We start from the raw sequence: 23,631 nt of genomic DNA, 5'->3' as shown, positions 1-23,631 counted from the left end.
TTAATTTTTTAAAAGGTTAATGATGTCAGTATTGTTTGTTTTAAGTGCATATTCAAATGGAGTCATTCCCATTGAATCTTTTTTAGATTTATCAGCTTTATATTTAAGCAATAATTCTATTAATTCTTTATTTCCGAATTTAACAGCCCAGAATAAAGGGGTAGATCCTGTTGTGTCCCCAATATTAGGATCAGCATTCTTTTTTAATAAATACTCTACCAAATCTTTATTATATTTGACAGAAAGTCCTGCTAAAGCAGTTCCTTCCTGACTTTTATAATTAACGTCTTTCACATTGTCCATCAAAAACTTAGCCACTTCCAAATTGCCTTTATAGCATGCTAAAATCAGAGGAGAGAAGCCACTTTCATTGGTTTGGTTGATAACATCCGGATTCTGTTTCATCTGTTCTTTAACTTCAGCTACAGTTCCACTTCTGGCAATATCAAAAATTGATTTTGCTTTTTCCTGAGCAGACACAAAAGAAAAGCTCAGGAAAACACTTAGAATAATAATTAGTTTTCTCATTGTTTAACCAGTGTATAATTGTATTCAACATTGATACTTTCAGCAATTTTTTTCGTAACCATTTTAGGAATGGTCACATTAAAATCGGCTGGCTTCGCTACAAAACTTCCCTGCATGTATATCTTTCCGTCTTTTGAGGAAATTGTTGCTGTAGAAGAAACCGGTTTATTTACCCCATGGAAATTTAATGTTCCCTGTACTGTATATTTTTGCGGTGTTGCAGACAGCTTACTTTTATCAAAATTGGCAATCTTTCCTGTAAAAGTTGTTTTGGGATATTTTGCCGTTTCTGCATAGCTTTCATTGAAGTGTTCTTCCATTAATTTTACTTTAAAATGGAAATTCTTCACTATTGATATAGATGCCATATCACCCGTATCTGTATTCACAACAACGATGTTGTTATCATCCTGGGCATACACATCTTCGAATAGTGGTACAGATGCTTCAAAAGTTACTTTGCCTGTTTTAGAGCTGTATTTTTGCGCTAAAATCAGATTACTAAAAAGTAACGAAACCATTATGAGTGTTAATTTTTTCATATTAAAATTGATTTAATTTTCAATAAGTCCATCAGCTTTCCATTTGATAAAAATATTGATTTGTGATTGTGGTAACGATCCTCCCTGCGGCATTTTCTCAGGATCTCCAAGTGGTCTTTGTATCCTATTTAACATATCATCTATACTGGCTTTCACCAGATCATAATTGGTAAATGGCTTATAGGCAGCTGGACCATTTACAGAATGACAACTGATACAATTGGCATCAATAATTGGTTTTATATCTGTTGTGTACTTTACCTGTTGAGTGATTGGCGTATTATCTGAAATCTCTTCGTATGTTCTGCTTTCACAAGAAATAAGTAAAGCCGTCGATGCTATGATGTATATTAACTTCTTCATCTTAAAAAACTCTATAAAGATTAAAACCAAAGTAAATATGTCCTTTTCCCCAGTTTCCAACAGCATTGGAAAGATAACCTATATCAGAATTTAGCTGGGAGTTGCTAAATACCAGCTGGAAAACATGGCCTCCTGTTTCGATATCCATGCCTAATGATAAAGGATTTTTATAAAAACTATGATTGTCAAAATTCACAAAATATTCAGCATTGATAGAGATCCTTTTAGAAATTTTGTAACGTCCTCCTAATCCTGTTAAGAACTGATTTTTATCTTCATTTTTAGGTTCGTAAAGGTTCTTATGAATGTATGAGGGAGTTAACTGTAACGAAAGTTTATCATCAAATCTTCTGGAAATTAAAGCCTGAGTAAGATAAGAAAGTCTGTCGCCAAAATGAAGCCCCGGATAATTATCCTTATCAAGATCAGTATTCAAGGCCAATACATTGTAACCAACTACATCAACAGGAAAACTTTCGTTTTGTTTAAGGATCTTATATTTAGCGCCTAATTCAAAAGTTTTCTGATTGGTTTCTCTGGATAGGTTTAGAGATAGCCAATCGTTAACCCCATAAATAGCTCCTAATTTAGTAGAAGCTTCATCCAGTCCAAAGAAATTTTTGAATCCTGTACTGATGTCACCAAAACGGTGCGCCACCACAATGTACCATTCATTTTTAGCAGCAAGTTTTGTAGATTGTCCTGTAACAATCTGCAGGGCCTTAAAAGCGGGCTGCGAATTTTCTGTGTTTGCTTTAATGGTGTCAATATCTTTCAGCAAATCCTCCTGTGAAAAGGCAAGAGTTGAGGATAATATTGACAAAAATAATAGAGTTTTTGTCATACAAATTTTAAAAAATATTAGTATGGCAAACTTATAGAGTTATCAGTTCAAAAATGTGTGATAAAAGTCACCTAACAAATTGTATTTATCAATTAGCTTATTAAAAAAAACTATTAAAACAATTTTTATTAGAGTTAGCTAACATTTTCATGAATAGCAATTCTAATCCCCTCTTTTCCCTGAAAGATCTCACCTTCATTTTCTATCTTTTTCAGGACTCTGCTTACGACCTCCCTGGATGTCCCAAGGTTACTCGCAATTTCTCTATGTGTTAATTTTATAGGATGATTCCCTGTTATTGAAATTTGTTGTTTGATATAATTAAGTACCCTTTTATCCAACCTATGGAATACGGCTTCATTCACCATATTCATTACGTCTATAAATCGCTTATCATATTCCTGATAAAAAACTCTGTTAATTCCAGGAAAACGAATGAGCCAATCGTGCATTACAGAAACAGGTATTAACAATACTTCAGATTCTTCTTCGGTGATTGCATAGATTTTACTGATGTAATTACTGAAGATAGACGAAAATGTCATCACACAGCTCTCATTAGGTCTTACATAATAATAGATCAGTTCCCGTCCATCATTCAGACAGTATACCTTCACAGATCCTCTAATCATAAAAGGGATATACTTAATTTTCTCTCCTTCTCTGATCAATTCAGTCTTTGCTTTGATTTTATCTGTAATACCGTATTCATGCACTTCATTTACAAAATCATTACCTAGAAAGCCGAATTTATTAACAATAAATTGATGATCGATCATATATTATATCAAACTAATAGAAGACAAATATATAAAATGAATTGGTGAATAAATGTTAAATTTTTATTATCCGCATTCAAATGACGAATATTTTACTCTATTTAAAGTAATACTAAATAAAAAAAATTACACCGCTCAAATTCGTAATCATAAATTACTAATCGAATAATAATTTATCAAAATATAAACTATCATAAATTATAGTGATAAACACAGCAATTCTGGAATAATTAAAATTATACATAAAAAATGCCTCAATAAATTGAGGCATTCTGATTTATTTTAATAAAAATCTTATGCTTGTACATTGTTACCTCTAAAACGAAAGGCTCAACTTCATTAATTTTCCCTAACTTCCATTTTGAGTTGTATTCTTCATCTGAAAAAATTAGAAAGACCTAGATTTAACTCTTTTTTTCTCTAAGCTTTGTATTACATATTCACTTGGCGTAATCCCTTCTATCTGTTTAAATACCCTATTGAAAGTAGCCTGATTGCTAAATCCCGCTTCCGTATAAATATACATAAGGGTCACCTTCTGCAAATCACTTTCATTGATAAGATTTTTGACATAGTTAACTCTAAACGTATTTAAATAACTATTAAAGTTCTTATACCCTTTGTAACGGATAATTTTTGAAATATAAGTATAATTTACATTTAAATGGGTACTTACTATTGATATAGTGAGATTCGAATTTTTAAATAATTCTTCATCCCTCATACACCTTTCCAGCTGTTCTGCTATTTCTTCATTAATCATATCATCTTTCCTTTCTATCTTCTCTAAAACAGTTACTTTTTGAACTTTAATGCGATTACGACCTAATTCCTGCTCCTGAATTTCCAATAAGAATTCCAATTTATTGATTTCGTTATTATAAATCAACAACATCATGATGAAAGTAAAATTAGAAACAAAAGCAATAGTATCAAGAATAATAATTTCTCCACGAGAATAGTCTCTAAATTGAAAATTAAAATAGTAATAAACAACAAAAGAAGCTAGTATATTGGCAATGATATACACAGAATAGGCTATAGCAACTTTTTTTGAGAAAAATATGTAAGCCATCAGTGGCAAAGGAAATAACCATGCAAAAGTTACCACTGTACTTTCCCAATGTACAAGCATACTAAAAAAAAGATACAAGGGAAGTATAATCAGATAGGCATGTACCATTTTATCTGCAAGATATCTTTCTCGCATCATTAAATAGCCATAAGATAAAAATATCAGCCCACCTATATTATATAAAGCCATGACTGTATCATCTATAAAAAATCTAATCCCAATCTCTAACAAGACAATGCTGCTCATCAAAATGAAATACTGGTATATAAAACGACGTTTAAGCTCTTCCATTTTTACCTTATAAATTATCATTAGTGTTTTATCTAAATATTTTTCAATTTTATTTCATGTAATATACTGATTTTAAATACATTAAATAAAAAATAAATTTATTTTCAAATTTAATTTATATCCCATATAACTGATTTACAAAAGTACATAATTTTACAAAAAACATACAAGGAAAGCAAAAAAAACAAAAAAACACTATTCAAAAGATAAATGAATCACCCTATACAACAAAACTTTAAACATATCCATATAGGTCAATACCTAAAGATTAAAGTTGAAGAGCTTCAAGTCCCAATGGCTAGGATCTGTAATTTTCTAAATGTCTTAGAAGAAGAAGTAGAAATAATGTATCAATCTGAAAGTATAGACAGCCGGCAATTATTGAGATGGAGCAAATTACTGGAGTATGATTTTTTCAGGTTGTATTCCCAGCATTTAGTACTCTACTCACCACCTTCAAAGCAAGGATTGTCCATTACTGAAAATAATAAAAAAAGCAGACTGCCAGTTTTTAAAAAGAATATTTATACCCGGGAAATAATCAATTTTATTTTAGAACTGATCAGCAGTCAACAAAAAACAAAGCAACAGATTATAAATGAATACAGAATCCCTAAAACCACACTCTATAAATGGATATCAAAAAATACCAAATATGAACAACCCTAATTACAATAAAATTTATAGTGATCTGATTGAAAAAGAATTTCCTGAAAGAAGGAAAGAGCTCAATCCATTATTATCCAAAGAAATAAAAACTTCTCTTGAATTTATTGAAATACACAGAAGTATTTTCACTCATCAGACCAAAGAAATGCATGCTTTTAATCAGAAACTTCATTCTTATGATCAGATAAGTATCCAAAAAATTATAGAATATCAGAGAGTGAATAAAATCAATAATATACAGACCTCTAAATTATTTGGAATAAGCCGAAATACACTTGCCAAATGGAAAAGTCAATTTCCATTATCACTATAAAGGAACAATTAATTTTAAACACAAAGCAATGAGAAAAAAAATTTATTATTTAGCAATTTGTATAATTTATTCATTATCGATGGGCAATCTGTCCGCTCAGATCGGAATAGGAAACAGCACTCCAAGGGGAGCACTTGATATCAACAAACCTACCACCAATAATATGGGACTTGTACTGCCTATTAATGCAGATCCTAATAATCTCATCAACCCAATAGGTGGCTCTGTAGCAATAGGAACCATTATGTATGATTCTACTCTCAGCTGTGTCAGGGTTTTTAAACCATCAGGCTGGTCCAACTGCTTATGTGATGATTGCAAAAACACAGATCCTACTTTCACATTAACCTGCGATGGAGCTCTTGCAGGAATCTATAAACCGGGAATTAGCAGCTCGGGAAGCAAAGTAATTAACTACACAGCCGGCCAGGGACAATCTTACGGAGCCATCAGTATTGCATCTACAGGTGTTACCGGCCTTACTGCTACAGCACCTGCAGGTACCATGGCAAATGACAGTGGCACCATTGCACTCAGCATCAATGGTATACCAAGTGGTGAAGGTATTGCTAATTTTGCGATAACCCTGAGAGGACAAACGTGTCATTTCCAAATACAAGTAACCTCCGCTAACAACTTTGCTTTCAAGTGTGGAGAAGCTCAATTCTTCGGAAATACTACTGTAGGCGGAACGTCTTCAGGGCAACTAAGAATCCCCTATATCAATGGTAATGGTGCAAACTATGCTGGTGGACAAATATTTAATTCAACTGGAGTTACAGGCTTAACTGCCACCTCTCTTCCTTCAACACTTGATAACAACAATCCTCTTGATTTTACAGTAACCGGAACTGCCAATCAGCAAGGCTATGCTGTTTTCAATATAAGCATTTTAAATTCAGTACCATGTGCAGCTACGATCCAGGTACCCATTGAAAATCATTAAACCAAAAGTATTAAAAAGATCAGAATTCAAGTGATCTATTTCATTGTACTATTTTTCACAGATTTGATCATAGATAAGATACAAGTCTACATTACACCATTCTGAATAAAGTATGGCAATAGAATCTTCTTGAAAAATAAATATTAAAAAACATAGATGAATTGTATGGGTGTACTATGTTTATATGCTACAGCTTTCAACAGAAATAAAGCATTACCCTCACATGCATTTTTGTTGGCAACCTTAGAAAAATCACCTGTACAGACTAAATTATTATACAATTTTTTAACCTAAAAATTTCAGTTATGAAAAAAATCATTTTTTTGTTAGCTGCTTCAGCGCAGTCGCTGGCAATGGCTAATGACATCCATTTTGATAACAAAATGGAAACATCAAAATTAACGGCAAGCAGATTCATCGTGCCTTCAGGGATCTCACCCACCAGCGTTAATTTTGTTAATTCAGAATATTACGCTAATGTATATTCTACAGGAACTCTGGCTGTACCATACACTGGGGGAGCTTATTCGGCAATGAGTATAGCATCCCAAGGAGTAACAGGATTAACAGCCGTAGCCAATGCCGGAACTGGGGGGAATATTACGTTCAATATAAGTGGAACTCCCTCTGCCGTAGGTACAGCATACTTCTGGACTGTTATCAATAATACTCCTGTTCAATTTCAGGTTACTGTAAAAGAGGCGTTAAGCAGCGAAAGGGTAGCCTCTTTAGACTGTTCTTCTGCAACCGTTGTCGGAACTTTTTCTGCAAACATGCCAAGCGCAGGAAGCAAGGATATTCTATATACAGGAGGTAACGGACGTCCTTATTTAGAGAAACAAATAATCTCTACCGGAGTAACCGGATTAACTGCTGTATTGAATAGTGGAACATTGAACTCCGGTAATTCAGTTCCGGGAAAACTTTCACTTCAAATTTACGGTGTTCCAAGTAGTGCAGGAAAAGCTTATTTCACAGTATCTTTTGGTGGACAAAATTGTACTTTCTCTGTAGATGTGACCGATGCTGACGGAAGTGTTCTTTCTTTAAACTGTGCTGCATCAGAAGCAACAGGATCATTTATAGTAGGCGCTAACAGCAATGGTGCAAAAATAGTACAATATTTCTCTGGTAATGGAAAAGCTCATGCTCCGCAAGTAGCACATTCTACTGGGGTAACAGGGTTGACCGCAGTACTTACTGCCGGTGTATTAAATTCTGGTAATGGTAACATTACCTATCAAATTTCAGGTGTTCCCGCTAGTGCAGGTACCGCAAATTTTGTAGCAAGAATAGGAAATCAAACTTGTACATTCTCAGTGAATGTAGGAAGCCATCCTACTGTTACAAGCCTAAATTGTAATGGTACATTAACAGGTACTTACAGAAAGAAAAGTTATACATCCAACGGAACTAAAGTAGTCAGTTATCAAGGAGGTGCATCAAGCACTTACAATCAAATGGTAATCAACTCTACAGGAGTAACAGGATTAACCGCAGTAGCACAAGCTGGAATATTAAATAATGGTTCTGGTACTATTACTTATAAAATCACAGGAACTCCTCAATCCAGTGGTACGGCTACATTCACTGTAAACATTGGAAACAAATCTTGTTCATTTACGGTAAGAGTAGAAGATGAAATCCTAGATGCAAATTGCAATTCTGCAGAAGACTTTGGTTACAACATATCTGAAAATCCCAATGCTCCGACAACTCTTATGATCGGAGGCGAGCAAGTAAAAGTATATAGAAAAACCACTAACAGAGCAAAATACCCAAGTTGTTATGCAGCATTTTCTCAGACCCAAAATGGAATTACTATGGGGAATGCCTGTGCACGTTTCAGAATGGGGAATGGTTATGTTAATAGTATGACGCTGGTATTCGATAGACCTGTTAATAATATTGGATTCAAATCAACTTGGTACGCAAATAACGATTCAGCAATCATAACGACCAAGGGTGGAGGAACACTAGAAATGAAAGGGATAGCTGGTGATGCTTCATTGGTTACCAACAATTCTGGAACTTTCTTAAGAACAGCAGGTAACATATCTAGTAGAAATGCTGCAGGAGTTGCTTATATTATTTCGGCTAGCCAGCCTTACACAGAGCTTACTGTAACTTTTGACACTAAATATGATGATGTTATTGTAGCCTTCAGTAAGTGCAGTGCACGTGTGGAAGACGAGGATAATGGTACAATTTCTAACAGAATGGCGTCAGTTTCAGCAAATGCAATGAAAAATGATATTGAAACAAAAACTGTTACAACCAAGGAATCAACGATATTAAAATTATATCCAAACCCAGTAAAAGATTTTCTTAAGGTTTCTCCTATCAAAGGGAAAGCTTCATATCAAATCTTTAATTTAGGAGGAAGACCAGTCGCTTCTGGTACTGTTTCAGAAGATACTGCAATAGATGTTACAAAACTTATGCAAGGTACTTACATCCTTACAGTAGAAGATGCTGATGGAAAGCATAGCAATAAATTTTTAAAAGACTAATTTTTAATGTCTATTTAAATATAAAAACTGTTTAAAAATTCTATACTGAAGAATAGAAAAATCATAAAACAGCAAAAGATGGCCGGAAAAATCCGGCCATCTTTATTTTATAGATCAATTTTATATCAAATAATCCGTGATATTAGTAGAACTTTTTAGTCTGAAATATGATATGTAATCGGATCAGTATTTACTTACTGGGAAAAAAAGGCAAAAATACAACCATAATATTTTTATGTACCCCTATCAGAATTTTAGATATTTTTTTAAGGTTAATTTTTATTATTAATCTTACATGATATAATAAAAAAATGCCTCAATAAATTGAGGCATTCTGATTTATTTTAAGAAAAATCTTATGCTTGTACATTGTTACCTCCTAAAACGAAAGGCTCAACTTCTTTGATTTCTCCAAATTGTTGCTCGTAGTTAGCGATGTTTTGTTGAAGAGCAGATAATACTCTTTTAGCATGAAGAGGAGCAAGAATGATTCTTGATCTCACTTTAGCTTGTTGAACACCTGGCATTAATTGGATGAAATCCACTACAAACTCGGATGGAGAGTGGTTCACTAAAGCTAAGTTAGCATAGATACCAGCAGCTACCATTTCATTCAGTTCGATGTTGATGTTTCCGTCTTGTGGATTTTGATTTTGATTGTCCATGTTTTCTTTAAATATTTTTTTGTTTAAAAAGTTTCAGGCCTCTAATTTAAAATTTAAACTTGAATCCTGAAACTTTTATATACATTTTAGTTAATATCTTCGAATTCTTTTTTAGAGCCTACGATTACACTCTGATACTCTTTAAGACCTGTACCTGCAGGAATTCTGTGTCCTACAATTACATTTTCTTTAAGACCGCTAAGGAAATCTACTTTCCCAGCAACTGCTGCTTCGTTAAGAACCTTAGTGGTTTCCTGGAACGATGCTGCAGACATGAATGACTTGGTTTGAAGAGCTGCTCTTGTGATCCCTTGCAATACAGGCGTTGCTGTAGCAGGAAGTGCTTCTCTTACTTCTACCAGTTTTTGATCTTCACGTTTCAGTTTAGAGTTTTCATCTCTTAGTTCTCTTGCTGTAATCATCTGACCTGGTCTGAATTCTTTTGACTCACCAGCTTCAACAACTACTTTAAGACCAAATACTCTGTTGTTCTCTTCTAAGAAATCGTATTTATGTTCTAAAGCTCCTTCAAGGAATTGAGTATCACCTCCGTCAACGATAGATACTTTTGTCATCATCTGTCTTACGATAATTTCAAAATGCTTATCATCAATTTTTACCCCTTGCAGACGGTAAACTTCCTGAATTTCATTTACAAGATATTCCTGAACCGCAGTTGGACCTTTAATTCTTAAGATATCATCTGGAGTAATAGAACCATCAGAAAGCGGAGAACCAGCTCTTACGAAGTCATTCTCCTGAACCAAGATCTGATTAGAAAGTTTCACTAAGTAAATTTTTCTTTCTCCTGTCTTAGCCTCTACAATAAGTTCACGGTTACCTCTCTTAATTTTTCCATAAGAAACTACCCCATCAATTTCTGTAACAACCGCTGGGTTTGAAGGGTTTCTTGCTTCGAATAATTCGGTTACTCTTGGAAGACCTCCGGTGATATCCCCTGCTTTTGCAGATTTTCTTGGGATCTTGATCAAGACTTTACCAGCCTTAATTTTTTCACCATCATTTACCATTAAGTGGGCTCCTACCGGTAAATTATAAGCTCTTTGCTCAACACCTTTAGAGTCTACCACCTTCAAGGTAGGTACGGCTTTCTTATTTCTAGATTCAGAGATTACTTTCTCTTCGAATCCTGTTTGTTCGTCAATTTCCAACTGGAATGAAATACCCTGAATAATATCTTCGTATTCTACTTTACCAGAAGTTTCAGCAATGATAACCGCGTTATACGGATCCCACTTACAGATAATATCACCTTTCTTCACTTTATCACCAGGTTTTACCGCCAATACTGAACCGTAAGGTACGTTAGCGATCATCAATGGTGTTTTAGTTTCGTTATCAGCGACTAATCTAAATTCCGTAGAACGAGATACTACTACTTCAGCAGTGTTTCCGTTTTCATCTTCAGAAGTAATTGTTCTTACTTCATCCATTTCAACGATACCATCTCTTCTTGCTACGATTGAAGGATTTTCTGATACGTTACCTGCAGTACCCCCTTGGTGGAAGGTTCTCAATGTTAACTGAGTTCCCGGTTCACCAATTGATTGTGCACCAATTACACCTACCGCTTCACCCATGTGAATTACTTTACCTGTTGCCAAGTTTCTACCGTAACATTTAGCACAGATACCTTTCTTAGCTTCACAAGTTAATGGAGAACGAACTTCAACAGCTTCTAAACCTGTTTCTTCAATTCTCTTAGCTAATTCTTCATTGATCACCTGATCAGCCTCAGCAATTAACTCATCTGTTTCAGGATCATAGATATTATGAAGAGAAACTCTACCTAAAATTCTTTCAGAGATCTTCTCAACGATCTCGTCATTTTTCTTCAGGGCAGTAACCTCAGTACCTCTTAAAGTACCACAATCTACTTCTGTAACGATAACATCCTGAGCTACGTCTACTAATCTTCTTGTTAAGTAACCTGCATCGGCAGTCTTAAGAGCGGTATCCGCAAGACCCTTACGTGCACCGTGGGTAGAGATAAAGTACTCTAAGATCGAAAGACCTTCCTTAAAGTTTGCAAGGATCGGGTTTTCGATGATCTCCGCACCAGTAGAACCGGCTTTCTGCGGTTTTGCCATCAAACCTCTCATCCCTGATAACTGACGGATCTGTTCTTTAGACCCCCTCGCACCAGAATCAAGCATCATATATACAGAGTTGAATCCACCTTGATCGGTTTTCATTCTGCTCATGATCATCTCAGTTAATCCAGCATTTGTGTTTGTCCAAACGTCAATTACCTGGTTATAACGTTCTGTATCTGTAATAAGACCCATGTTATAGTTGGCTCTAATTTCATCTACAGTTCCGATTGCCTGAGCGACCATTTGTTTTTTCTCAACAGGAACTACAATATCCCCAAGTGAGAACGAAAGACCACCTTTAAATGCGTTCGAATATCCAAGATCCTTCATTGCGTCCAAGAACTTCACTGTTGTAGGGAAGTCAGTATCTGCAAGAATTTTACCGATAACGTTTCTTAATGATTTCTTAGTTAGAAGTTCATTAATATATCCTGATTGTTTAGGTACAATTTGGTTGAACAAAATTCTACCAACTGTCGTTTCAATTAATCTAATTACTAATTCTCCATCTTCTTTAACCGGTAGTCTACATCTTACCTTAGCATTTAAAGAAACTTTACCTTCTGCATAAGCAATTTCTGCTTCCTCAGGAGAATAGAATGCAAGACCTTCACCTTTTACTTTCATATCTTCTGTAGAACTCAATTCTTTAGTCATGAAATAAAGACCAAGAACCATGTCCTGAGAAGGTACTGTAATTGGAGAACCATTAGCAGGGTTCAAAATATTCTGAGAACCTAACATCAATAACTGAGCTTCCAAAATCGCTTCTGGGCCTAACGGTAAGTGTACCGCCATCTGGTCACCATCGAAATCGGCATTGAAGGCTGTTGTTACCAACGGGTGTAGTTGAATAGCTTTACCTTCGATCATCTTAGGTTGGAAAGCCTGAATACCCAATCTGTGAAGAGTAGGTGCCCTGTTCAATAGAACCGGGTGGCCTTTCATCACGTTTTCAAGGATATCATAAACTACAGGTTCTTTTCTATCAATAATTCTCTTCGCAGATTTTACTGTTTTTACAATCCCTCTTTCAATTAGTTTTCTAATGATAAATGGTTTGTAAAGTTCTGCTGCCATATCTTTAGGGATACCACATTCGTGAAGTTTTAGGTTTGGACCTACAACAATTACCGAACGCGCAGAGTAATCTACCCTTTTCCCTAGTAAGTTCTGACGGAAACGACCTTGCTTACCTTTCAATGAATCTGAAAGTGATTTCAATGGTCTGTTTGATTCAGATTTTACGGCAGAAGATTTTCTTGTATTATCGAATAGTGAATCTACTGATTCCTGAAGCATACGCTTCTCGTTTCTTAAGATTACTTCTGGAGCTTTGATCTCCAATAGTCTCTTTAAACGGTTGTTTCTGATAATAACTCTTCTGTAAAGGTCATTTAAGTCAGAAGTAGCGAAACGTCCTCCATCCAATGGAACCAATGGTCTCAGTTCTGGTGGTATTACAGGAAGTACACGCATGATCATCCACTCCGGTCTGTTGATCATTCTAGTATTTGCACCTCTCAATGCTTCTACAACGTTCAATCTTTTAAGAGCTTCAGTTCTTCTTTGTTTAGAACCTTCATTGTGAGCTTTGTGTCTCAAATCGAAAGACAATGCATCAAGATCAATTCTCTTTAATAATTCTTCTACAGCTTCAGCACCCATTTTAGCGATGAATTTGTTTGGATCAGAATCATCAAGATATTGATTTTCAACAGGAAGAGTTTCCATGATATCAAGGTACTCTTCTTCTGTTAAGAATTCCATTTTATCAAAATCAGAACCATCTAATTTTTTAGCAATACCTTGCTGAATTACTACGTATCTCTCGTAGTAGATGATCATATCTAATTTTTTAGAAGGAATACCTAAAAGGTAACCGATTTTGTTTGGTAAAGAACGGAAATACCAGATATGAGCGATAGGAACAACAAGATTAATGTGTCCAATTCTCTCTCTTCTTACTTTCTTCTCTGTAACTTCAACCCCACAACGGTCACAAACGATCCCCTTATAACGAATTCTCTTATACTTTCCACAAGCACATTCGTAATCTTTAATTGGACCAAAGATTTTTTCACAGAACAAACCATCTCTTTCAGGCTTATGCGTTCTGTAGTTAATAGTTTCCGGTTTTAGGATCTCCCCTCTTGAATCCTGAAGAATGGATTCCGGAGAAGCTAAACCGATGGTTATTTTATTAAATCTACTTGATTTATTTTTATTTGACATTTTTTAGATTTTAGATTTTGGATTATAAATTTTGGATTTAAATTCTGAACTGATCAAAATTCAACACTCAAAATTTAAAATTATTCCTCTAGTCTTACATCAAGTCCAAGTCCTTGTAACTCGTGAAGTAATACATTGAATGATTCCGGAATACCTGGTTCAGGCATAGATTCACCTTTTGCAATTGCTTCATAAGTTTTTGCTCTACCAATCACGTCATCTGACTTCACAGTCAAGATTTCTCTCAAGATATTTGATGCTCCGAATGCTTCAAGAGCCCAAACCTCCATCTCTCCAAATCTCTGACCCCCGAATTGAGCTTTACCTCCTAACGGCTGCTGAGTAATTAATGAGTAAGGACCAATAGAACGTGCGTGCATCTTGTCATCTACCATGTGTCCTAGTTTCAACATATAGATTACCCCTACTGTTGCAGGCTGAGTAAATCTTTCTCCAGTACCACCATCATAAAGGTGAGTGTTACCAAATTTAGGAAGACTTGCCTTTTCAGTATATTCAGTAATCTGATCAAGAGTTGCTCCATCGAAGATTGGTGTAGCGAACGTCATTCCTAATTTCTGACCAGCCCATCCAAGAACTGTTTCATAAATCTGTCCGATGTTCATACGAGAAGGTACCCCAAGTGGATTCAATACGATATCTACTGGTGTTCCATCTTCTAAGAATGGCATATCTTCTTCACGAACGATTCTCGAAACGATACCTTTGTTACCGTGACGTCCTGCCATTTTATCTCCTACATTCAGTTTACGTTTTTTAGCAATATAAACCTTAGCTAACTTCATGATACCTGCTGGAAGCTCATCTCCGATAGAAATTGCAAATTTCTCACGGTTTTTAACCCCTTGGATATCGTTGAACTTGATTTTATAATTATGAATTAATTGTTTGATCAATTCATTTTTATCATTATCAACAGTCCAATCTGCACCGCTAACGTTAACGTAATCTTCAACTGAAGTCAATAATTTATGAGTAAATTTCACTCCTTTTCCGATAATTTCCTCGTCAAGGTCATTAGTAACCCCTTGAGAAGTTTTACCGCTTACAAGTGTATTTAATTTTTCAATTAAAGTATTTCTCAACTCATCAAACTTAGCCTTGTAAGTGTTTTCAATTTCTTCAAGTTTAAGTTTTTCTTCAGTTCTTTTCTTTTTATCTTTAATATTTCTAGAGAACAATTTCTTGTTGATAACAACACCTCTTAATGAAGAATCTGCTTTTAATGAAGCATCTTTTACATCACCAGCTTTGTCACCGAAAATCGCTCTAAGAAGTTTTTCTTCAGGAGTTGGGTCAGATTCACCTTTAGGTGTGATCTTACCGATCATAATATCACCAGGCTTCACTTCAGCACCAATTCTGATCATCCCGTTTTCATCAAGATCTTTAGTTGCTTCTTCTGAAACGTTTGGAATATCTGCTGTCAATTCTTCCATACCTAATTTGGTATCACGAACTTCAAGAGAATATTCATCCACGTGGATCGAAGTAAACCAGTCTTCACGAACTACTTTTTCATTGATTACGATCGCATCCTCAAAGTTATATCCTTTCCAAGGCATGAACGCAACCACTAAGTTTCTACCAAGAGCCAATTCTCCGTTTTCAGTAGCATAACCATCACAAAGTACCTGTCCTTTTTCTACAGTTTCACCAATTCTTACGTTTGGTCTCAATGTAATAGTTGTACTCTGGTTGGTTTTTCTAAACTTAGTCAGTTTATATGTTTTCGTAGCAGATTCGAATGATACTAAATCTTCGTCATCGCTTCTTTCATATTTAATAGTAATTTGATCAGCATCTACATACTCTACAGTACCATTACCTTCAGCATTGATCAAAATTCTAGAATCTTTCGCAACTTGTTGTTCCAGACCCGTACCCACGATTGGAGCTTGTGGCTTCAATAGAGGAACTGCCTGACGCATCATGTTTGATCCCATCAATGCACGGTTCGCATCATCATGTTCCAAGAATGGAATTAATGAAGCTGAAATACCAGAGATCTGGTTTGGTGCAACATCGATAAGATTAACTTCAGATGGCTCAACTACCGGATAATCTCCATCTAGTCTCGCAATAATTCTTTCAGTTAAGAATTCACCATTATCATTCAATTCAACGTTTGCCTGAGCAATAACTTTATCTTCTTCGTCTTCTGCATTCAGATAAATAGGAGCAGCATCAAGATCGATCTTACTGTTCTCTACTTTTCTATATGGAGTTTCGATGAAACCTAAGTTGTTAATTTTAGCATAGATACCTAAAGAAGAGATCAAACCAATGTTTGGTCCTTCTGGAGTTTCAATCGGACAAATTCTTCCATAGTGAGTATGGTGAACGTCACGAACCTCGAAACCTGCTCTTTCTCTTGATAAACCACCAGGTCCTAGGGCAGAAAGTCTACGCTTGTGCGTGATCTCTGACAATGGGTTGGTTTGGTCCATGAACTGAGAAAGCTGGTTGGTACCAAAGAATGAGTTAATAACTGATGTTAAAGTCTTAGCATTCACCAAATCAAGAGGAGTAAAGATCTCGTTATCTCTAACGTTCATTCTTTCCTTAATCGTTCTGGCAATTCTTGAAAGACCTACACCGAATTGTCCTGCTAACTGCTCTCCAACAGTTTTAATTCTTCTGTTAGAAAGGTGGTCAATATCATCTACCTCTGCTTTTGAATTTACCAATTCAATTAAGTGTCTTACAATAGCGATAATATCTTCTTTTGTAAGAACTTCAGTTGTTGTAGGAATATTAAGACCTAATTTTTTGTTCAATCTGTAACGTCCTACTTCTCCTAATGAGTATCTCTGCTCAGAGAAGAATAATTTTTCAATAATTCCTCTAGCTGTTTCCTCATCTGGTGGATCTGCATTTCTTAACTGACGGTAAATATATTCTACTGCTTCTTTTTCAGAGTTAGTAGGGTCTTTCTGTAATGTATTCTGGATGATAGAGAATTCATTGCTGTTTTCTTTGTGGATCAAGATAGATTTCACACCAGCATCAAGAATAAGATCTAAATGCTCTTTTTCAAGAACAGTTTCTCTATCCAGGATAATTTCATTTCTTTCGATAGAAACAACCTCACCAGTGTCTTCATCTACGAAATCTTCGAACCAAGTGTTCAATACTCTCGCAGCTAATGTTCTTCCCTCCACTTTTTTAAGAGCAGCTTTAGAAACTTTCACTTCTTCCGCAAGGTCGAAGATCTGAAGGATATCTTTATCAGATTCAAATCCGATAGCTCTTAATAAAGTAGTTAATGGTAACTTCTTCTTACGGTCAATATACGCATACATTACGCTATTGATATCCGTAGTAAATTCCATCCAAGATCCTTTGAAAGGGATAATTCTTGAATAGTAAAGTTTAGTTCCGTTTGCGTGGTAAGTTTGCCCGAAGAATACACCAGGTGAACGGTGTAACTGCGTAACGATAACTCTCTCAGCACCATTGATGATGAAAGAACCACTAGGTGTCATATAAGGAACCGGACCTAAATATACGTCCTGAACTACTGTTTGGAAATCCTCGTGCTCAGGGTCTGTACAATACAACTTAAGTCTTGCTTTAAGAGGAACGGAATACGTTAAACCTCTTTCTACACACTCGTCGATTGAATAACGTGGAGAATCTACCAGATAATCTAAGAATTCCAATACGAATTGGTTTCTTGAATCTGTAATTGGGAAATTTTCCTGGAAAGTCTTATGCAGACCTTCTTTTTTCCTGTCTTCAGGAAGGGTATCAAGCTGGAAAAACTCTTTAAAAGACTCTAATTGGATATCCAAGAAGTCAGGAGTAATAATTTTTCCTTTCGCTGATGAGAAATTAATTCTCTGATTTCCCCTAGTTGTTACTGTTGTTTTACTCATAAAACTTTTAAGAAGGGTTAAAAAATATTTTGATTTATAAAAAAATATCAGGAACAGAAGAAAGAAAATAGAGAAAAGATAAAAGAATTCAAATGTTTGGCGCTATTTAGAAATAGTCTTTATTCTTTTTTCTTTATTCTAAGAATCTGATTCCTAACTGCAACACTGGTATATCTTTTCACAGCGTAATGCAAAATATTCTTAATACTTTTGAGGCAGAAATTTCGTAACACCTATAAACATAAAATCCCCTTCATCATTATGAAAGAGTTGATTTATAATATTTTATAGATTTACAAACAATTATTAGCGCCAAAAGAGGAGCAAAGGTACAAAAAGTTATCCACATTCACAAGATTTATTATGTAATGTATTAACGTAAAATGTATTAATGATTTCCAGAATGTGAATTAATTTTAATAAAACCTTTAACGATGCTGCTAAAAGCTTTCTCAAACTTAAAATTAATACTGGAAATATATCTAAAAAGAATCAATAAAAAAAGCCCGAACAAATGTCCGGGCTTATATTTGTAAGATAAATTGAATTATTTTACTTCTACTTCAGCACCAGCTTCTTCAAGTTGCTTCTTAAGAGCTTCAGCTTCGTCTTTAGAGATACCAGTTTTGATTGCAGCAGGAGCTCCATCTACGATATCTTTAGCTTCTTTAAGACCAGCACCAGTTAAATCTTTTACCAATTTAACGATAGCCAATTTAGATGCACCTGCAGCCTTAAGAATTACATCGAATTCAGTCTTTTCTTCAGCAGCTTCTCCACCACCTGCAGCAACTACTACAGCAGCAGCAGCTGGCTCAATTCCGTACTCATCCTTAAGGATAGTAGCTAATTCATTTACGTCTTTTACTGTTAAGTTTACTAGCGTTTCAGCTAAATTTTTTAAATCTGACATTGTTGTAATGTTTTTTGTTGATTATTTTATTTAATTTTTTGAGTCTAATTATTCAGCACTTGGAGTTTCTTCCGTGCTTTCTGCTGCAGGAGCTTCTGGAGCTGCTTCAGCAGGAGTTTCTTCAACAGCAGGTGCAGCAGCTACTTCTTCAGCTTTCGCTTCTACTGTTTCAGGTTTGTTTTGAAGAGCAGAAACAACTCTTTGAATTGGAGATTGAAGTAATCCGATGATTTCACCAATCATTTCTTCTCTAGACTTGATGTTAGCAAGTGCAGTTAAGTTTTCGTCTCCAACATAGAAAGTTTCCTGAAGGTAAGCAGATTTTAAAGCCGGCTTATCTTCTTTCTTTCTGAATCCCTGGATTAATTTTGCTGGACCGTTTGCAGTTTCTCCAACCATTAATGCAGTATTCCCTTTAAAAGTCTGGAACATTTCAGAGTAATCTACTCCTTCAATCTGCTCCATTGCTTTTTGTAAAAGTGTGTTTTTTACCACTTTTACTTTGATGTTTTGTTTGAAAGCCTGTCTTCTGAATTCTGAAGACTTAGCAGCGTTCAACCCATCTAGATCTGCTACGTATACTACTTTTGCATCCTGAAGCAAGTCTTTGATCTCTTGTATTGCTACAACTTTTTGGTCTTTTGTCATTGTCTTAAGGATTTATATTAGTTAACAGATTTAGTATCAATTGCAATACCCGGGCTCATTGTAGAAGATAAATAAATACTCTTCACATAAGTTCCTTTAGCAGCAGTTGGTTTCATTTTAACCAATGTCTGGATTAATTCCTGAGCATTTTCTCTTAATTGAGCAGCATCAAAAGATACTTTACCAATACCTGCATGGATAATACCATATTTATCTACTTTGAAATCAATTTTACCTGATTTCACTTCAGTTACAGCTTTTCCTATTTCCATAGTTACTGTTCCTGATTTAGGGTTAGGCATCAAACCTCTTGGTCCTAATATTCTACCTAAAGGTCCTAATTTACCCATAACAGCTGGCATAGTAACGATAACGTCAACATCAGTCCAACCATCTTTTATTTTTTGTAAATATTCGTCAAGACCTACATAATCAGCACCAGCTTCTTTAGCTTCAGCTTCTTTATCTGGAGTTACAAGAGCTAATACTTTAACATCTTTACCAGTTCCATGAGGAAGAGATACTACACCTCTTACCATTTGGTTTGCTTTTCTTGGATCTACACCCAATCTAACAGCGATATCTACAGAAGCATCAAATTTTGCAGTGTTCACTTCTTTTACAAGAGCTGAACCTTCTTCAAGATTATATACTCTTCCTTTTTCTACTTTGCTTAAAGCTTCCTTTTGCTTTTTTGTTAATTTTGCCATTTCTCTAAGTTTTAAGCGTTAGCTGGTTTAGTTCCTGTTACTCTCAATCCCATAGATCTAGCAGTACCTGCAACCATAGAAAGAGCAGAGTCCAATGTAAAACAGTTAAGGTCTACCATTTTATCTTCTGCGATTTTCTTTACTTGATCCCAAGATACAGAACCTACTTTGTTTCTGTTTGGTTCTCCGGAACCTCCTTTAATTTTTGCAGCATCCATTAACTGAATTGCAGCTGGAGGAGTTTTAATTACGAATTCAAAAGATTTGTCTTCGTATACAGTAATTACTACTGGCAAAACTTGACCAGGCTTATCCTGAGTTCTTCCGTTAAATTGTTTACAAAACTCCATGATGTTTACACCGGCAGAACCTAATGCAGGACCTACTGGTGGAGACGGGTTTGCAGCCCCTCCCTTCACCTGAAGCTTTACCATTTTAAAGACTTTTTTAGCCATTTTCTTTTTTTTTAATTGAATAATTAATGAGTTTGGAAGCATTTATTATTCAGCAGGTTACCGCACTCACATATAGTAAACCTACTTTTCGGACTGCAAAATTATAAAATATTTTTGAAATAGCAAATGGAATTGATTGATTTTTAGAAAGTTTTTAATATTTTTTACAAACAAGTGTACTCAACCTTCCCGATAAATTTTGCTATAAAAGAAAAAAAGCCATATCCTATTATTGGTATATGGCTTTTTATATGGTTTATCTTTTTATTTAAAACCCAGACGGTTTATTAATCGTTTCCGTAGATCCATCTTTACCACCAAGATCAGTATTGATGTCATTTATATTCTGCTTGGTGATCAATCGCTTATATACCATCAGATAAAATTCCACTGTAAAGTCGTTGTACACTCTTGATGGTCTGGCCGAAGTAAAGGCAATTAATTTACTATTTGTAAATCCTGCTTTTAAATGCCATGTCCCGTTACTTTTAAATGCAATTACATTAGGAGATCCTTGTGCATTATCATCAATTCCGTTATCTCCATAATCAAGAGCGACACTCGTACTCCCGTCATTTAATTTAAAAGAGTAATTATGTACAGTTACCAAAAAGTCATTTGCATTTATTTTGGTATCGTAATCTGTAATTCCAGAAGCAGAAACCCCAGTAAGTGATAATTTGATATAATTGAATAATCCACTGGTTTCCAAATTCGGATCGTATATCTGTAATGAGTTTTGAGAAGTCGCTAAAAAGTGTCCTCCTGTTGTGGTTGGTTCGCCTGGATTTCTCATATATAAAGAATTCGTAAGAGAATTACCATTAACATCCAGTGTTTCAGTAGGAGTTGTAGTTTTAATACCTACATTTCCTGTTTGAGCCTGTAGGATCATCCCCATACAAGCCATAATGATGATATAAATTTTTTCTTTCATAATTTTTGTTATTGAAGTCCTACGGGTGTATTTGTGGATACTCCTGAATATCCAGGAGATGCTGAAGAAGAAACTGAGCCAGTAAAAGTTCCCCAATCCTTAATCAATGATCTTTCATAAACATTCAAAGTAAGGGTCCAGGTTCCATTTTTTGATCCTACAGTTCCCGCTCCTTTAAAAGCCAGGTTAATACCATGATAAGTTTTTCCTCCGCTGGTAACTTGGGTTATTTCAGTTGAGTAGGCACCATATGATTTAGGAGTAGTAGAAGTATTTGATGCTGAAACCGCATCAGTAAATACGGCACCGGTAATTGCTACTACATATTTATTAACCTCTAATCCAGTGTTCAAATTAATAACTTCATCCAGTTTAACGTTTTTCAAAACCACATTATATGCATTGACCGGAGCTACATCTCTTAGAGAAATGTCAAGCATCTTAACTTTACCTACAGGAGTAGTATCCTTTGATCTTGTAAGCAGAAAATAGTTTCCTGTTGCTGGCGAATTCGTTGTATCTATAATATAGGATTCTACTAGTGTACCACCAACCACATCTAAAGTTCCCTGTGGTGTATTTGTATTAATTCCTAGTTGGGCCTTAACGCCACAGAACGCATAAGCCATAAAAAATAGTATGGTAATTTTTTTCATTATGTGAATGTTTTTTATTGAATTAAAGGAGATGCAGCTACACCAGTAGTGGAAGTGGCCATCGCTTGTGTTTTATTGATTTCTTTTGCGTAGGCCCTATCAAAAACTAGTAAGTTAAGTGTCCATACCCCAGCTGGTAAATTTGCTGCTGGAGCGAAACCCTGATAGTCAGCCTTCACCTTCCAGGTGCCTGCATTATAATAAGCATATATTTGAGGTACTGGTGTAATCCAATCTGGACTATTCGTTCTTATTGGCTGAGTAAATCCGAAAGAAGAAATGACAACAAGAAATTTATCCGAGTTAATTTTTGTGTCATACTGATTAACCCAATCTTTATCTGTCGGGTCACAGGTGATCTTATATTGGATAATATTGATAGGTGCAGGAGAATTGGGTACAAAGGTGTCATTATACGCTGTAATTTTGTTTTCCGGTGCGGGAGACTTAATGATAAAGGTATAATTTTCATTAGAACCCAATTTTTCGATTGGATCTTTAAAAACCATTCCAGAAGTTTTCATTGTCCCGTTTACAGATAATTCTTTTTCAGGCGTTTTTGTATTGATCCCTACTTTACCAGTAACCTGAGCATTCATCAGTGCAATAGTACTTGTACAAAGTACTATCGAAATAATTTTTGTCATTGAAGTATGTGTTTATGTTTGTGTTTAAATTCCTGACAAAGAATTCTAAAGAAACAGTTAATTAAACCAGTGTATAAGTTTAAAAATCAGAATAATAGAACTCATTTGTGTTTTTCGAAAGTATAGTTTACAAGAAGTGTGCCATAGATAAAAAATATTTTTTATCTAAATATTTAGTTTTAATTAAATTACTAATAAGACATTACTATTAAAGCGTATAAAATAAATAAAAAGTTTTAAAATAAAAACATCTTAGCATTAAAATACCATGATGAATCTGACTTAAAATAAAAAAACCACTCAGATGAGTGGTTTTATATTATTGAGAGTATTTTTATACTTTTTCTACTTGCATATAGCTTAACTCCATTGGAGTCTTTCTACCGAAGATTAAAACAGAAACTTCAATTTTCTTTTTATCTTCAAGAATTTTTTCAATTGTTCCATTGAATCCGTTAAATGGACCATCGATCACTTTAACATTCTCTCCTACTACATATGGAATTTCAAGATCAGTAGCAAATTCTGATAACTCATCCATTCTTCCAAGCATTCTGTTAACCTCAGATTTTCTCATTGGAACCGGATCACCCCCTTTGGTTAAGCTTAAGAAAGATATAACTCCTGGAATATTCTTAATAACGTGAGGAATCTCTCCCATTAAATCTGCTTCAACCATTAAGTAACCAGGATAGTAAGGTCTTTCTTTAGGAACTTTTTTACCATTCCTTAATTGAATAACTTTTTCCATAGGAATAACCACCTGAGTAACGTACTGCTCAAACCCTAAACGTTTGATTTCTGTCTCAATATAGTTTTTCACTTTATTTTCCTGTCCGCTGATTGCTTTCAGCACATACCATTTCAATTCGCTCATTATGGG

The 23,631-nt window shown here is 35.0% G+C and carries 21 protein-coding genes; 4 read left to right on the top strand and 17 right to left on the bottom strand.

The window, feature by feature from the left end; translation table 11 throughout:
* The 6 genes from J7E44_RS08385 to J7E44_RS08360 form a co-directional block, all read right to left on the bottom strand.
* Entirely contained in the window at positions 1–528 is a 528-nt protein-coding gene (locus tag J7E44_RS08385; RefSeq protein ID WP_214827830.1) for an ankyrin repeat domain-containing protein, read from the bottom strand.
* Positions 525–1,070, bottom strand: coding sequence for a YceI family protein (locus J7E44_RS08380; protein WP_214827827.1), 546 nt, complete (start codon positions 1,068–1,070; stop codon positions 525–527). Before J7E44_RS08380 ends, J7E44_RS08385 begins: the two co-directional genes overlap by 4 nt.
* A gap of 12 nt (positions 1,071–1,082) precedes the next feature.
* Complete coding sequence (locus J7E44_RS08375; protein ID WP_214827823.1) at positions 1,083–1,433, bottom strand: c-type cytochrome; 351 nt, start codon at positions 1,431–1,433, stop codon at positions 1,083–1,085.
* A gap of 1 nt (position 1,434) precedes the next feature.
* Positions 1,435–2,277 (bottom strand): DUF5777 family beta-barrel protein, encoded by an 843-nt coding sequence (locus J7E44_RS08370; protein WP_214827818.1) that lies wholly within the window; start codon positions 2,275–2,277, stop codon positions 1,435–1,437.
* 134 nt (positions 2,278–2,411) lie between these two features.
* Positions 2,412–3,056, bottom strand: a complete 645-nt coding sequence (locus tag J7E44_RS08365; RefSeq protein ID WP_214827816.1) for a Crp/Fnr family transcriptional regulator — start codon at positions 3,054–3,056, stop codon at positions 2,412–2,414.
* 388 nt (positions 3,057–3,444) lie between these two features.
* Entirely contained in the window at positions 3,445–4,422 is a 978-nt protein-coding gene (locus J7E44_RS08360; protein ID WP_214827812.1) for a helix-turn-helix domain-containing protein, read from the bottom strand.
* A gap of 210 nt (positions 4,423–4,632) precedes the next feature.
* On the opposite strand from J7E44_RS08360, the gene J7E44_RS08355 reads away from it, so the two are divergent.
* The 4 genes from J7E44_RS08355 (at position 4,633) to J7E44_RS08340 (ending at position 8,863) form a co-directional block, all read left to right on the top strand.
* Complete coding sequence (locus J7E44_RS08355; protein ID WP_214827809.1) at positions 4,633–5,091, top strand: transposase; 459 nt, start codon at positions 4,633–4,635, stop codon at positions 5,089–5,091.
* Positions 5,078–5,404: a helix-turn-helix domain-containing protein gene (locus tag J7E44_RS08350; protein WP_214827806.1), complete on the top strand. Its 327-nt coding sequence runs from the start codon at positions 5,078–5,080 to the stop codon at positions 5,402–5,404. Before J7E44_RS08355 ends, J7E44_RS08350 begins: the two co-directional genes overlap by 14 nt.
* 28 nt (positions 5,405–5,432) lie before the next feature.
* Complete coding sequence (locus J7E44_RS08345) at positions 5,433–6,350, top strand: hypothetical protein (RefSeq protein WP_214827803.1); 918 nt, start codon at positions 5,433–5,435, stop codon at positions 6,348–6,350.
* Between the two features lie 305 nt (positions 6,351–6,655).
* A complete protein-coding gene (locus J7E44_RS08340; RefSeq protein WP_214827800.1) occupies positions 6,656–8,863 on the top strand; it encodes a T9SS type A sorting domain-containing protein in 2,208 nt (735 codons plus the stop codon).
* Between the two features lie 356 nt (positions 8,864–9,219).
* On the opposite strand, the gene J7E44_RS08335 is transcribed toward J7E44_RS08340, so the two are convergent.
* The 11 genes from J7E44_RS08335 to nusG all read right to left on the bottom strand — a co-directional run bounded on the left by J7E44_RS08335 (position 9,220) and on the right by nusG (position 23,625).
* Positions 9,220–9,528, bottom strand: coding sequence for a DUF3467 domain-containing protein (locus J7E44_RS08335; RefSeq protein ID WP_089027859.1), 309 nt, complete (start codon positions 9,526–9,528; stop codon positions 9,220–9,222).
* 86 nt (positions 9,529–9,614) lie between these two features.
* Complete coding sequence (rpoC, locus tag J7E44_RS08330; RefSeq protein ID WP_214827793.1) at positions 9,615–13,880, bottom strand: DNA-directed RNA polymerase subunit beta'; 4,266 nt, start codon at positions 13,878–13,880, stop codon at positions 9,615–9,617.
* Between the two features lie 80 nt (positions 13,881–13,960).
* On the bottom strand, positions 13,961–17,782 hold the full coding sequence (rpoB, locus tag J7E44_RS08325) for a DNA-directed RNA polymerase subunit beta (protein ID WP_214827789.1): 3,822 nt from the start codon (positions 17,780–17,782) through the stop codon (positions 13,961–13,963).
* Between the two features lie 547 nt (positions 17,783–18,329).
* Entirely contained in the window at positions 18,330–18,695 is a 366-nt protein-coding gene (gene rplL, locus J7E44_RS08320) for a 50S ribosomal protein L7/L12 (RefSeq protein WP_034710359.1), read from the bottom strand.
* A gap of 48 nt (positions 18,696–18,743) precedes the next feature.
* A complete protein-coding gene (rplJ, locus tag J7E44_RS08315) occupies positions 18,744–19,343 on the bottom strand; it encodes a 50S ribosomal protein L10 (protein ID WP_214827786.1) in 600 nt (199 codons plus the stop codon).
* A gap of 17 nt (positions 19,344–19,360) precedes the next feature.
* On the bottom strand, positions 19,361–20,053 hold the full coding sequence (gene rplA / locus J7E44_RS08310) for a 50S ribosomal protein L1 (RefSeq protein ID WP_214827784.1): 693 nt from the start codon (positions 20,051–20,053) through the stop codon (positions 19,361–19,363).
* 11 nt (positions 20,054–20,064) lie between these two features.
* A complete protein-coding gene (gene rplK / locus J7E44_RS08305; RefSeq protein WP_214827780.1) occupies positions 20,065–20,508 on the bottom strand; it encodes a 50S ribosomal protein L11 in 444 nt (147 codons plus the stop codon).
* A 268-nt stretch (positions 20,509–20,776) separates the two neighbouring features.
* Complete coding sequence (locus J7E44_RS08300; RefSeq protein WP_214827777.1) at positions 20,777–21,445, bottom strand: hypothetical protein; 669 nt, start codon at positions 21,443–21,445, stop codon at positions 20,777–20,779.
* A gap of 8 nt (positions 21,446–21,453) precedes the next feature.
* Positions 21,454–22,101, bottom strand: coding sequence for a hypothetical protein (locus tag J7E44_RS08295; protein ID WP_214827774.1), 648 nt, complete (start codon positions 22,099–22,101; stop codon positions 21,454–21,456).
* Positions 22,102–22,115: 14 nt separating this feature from the next.
* On the bottom strand, positions 22,116–22,748 hold the full coding sequence (locus tag J7E44_RS08290) for a hypothetical protein (RefSeq protein WP_214827771.1): 633 nt from the start codon (positions 22,746–22,748) through the stop codon (positions 22,116–22,118).
* Positions 22,749–23,082: 334 nt separating this feature from the next.
* The gene (nusG, locus tag J7E44_RS08285) at positions 23,083–23,625 is read right to left on the bottom strand and encodes a transcription termination/antitermination protein NusG (RefSeq protein WP_214827761.1); all 543 of its coding nucleotides are present in this window, start codon (positions 23,623–23,625) and stop codon (positions 23,083–23,085) included.
* Positions 23,626–23,631 lie beyond the last annotated feature (6 nt).

The organism is Chryseobacterium sp. ISL-6 (genome assembly GCF_018613715.1).
GTDB classification, from domain to species: Bacteria; Bacteroidota; Bacteroidia; order Flavobacteriales; family Weeksellaceae; genus Chryseobacterium; species Chryseobacterium paludis.
Note: the sequence above shows the minus strand (reverse complement) of the source record. Positions and strands in the feature narration are given on the sequence as shown.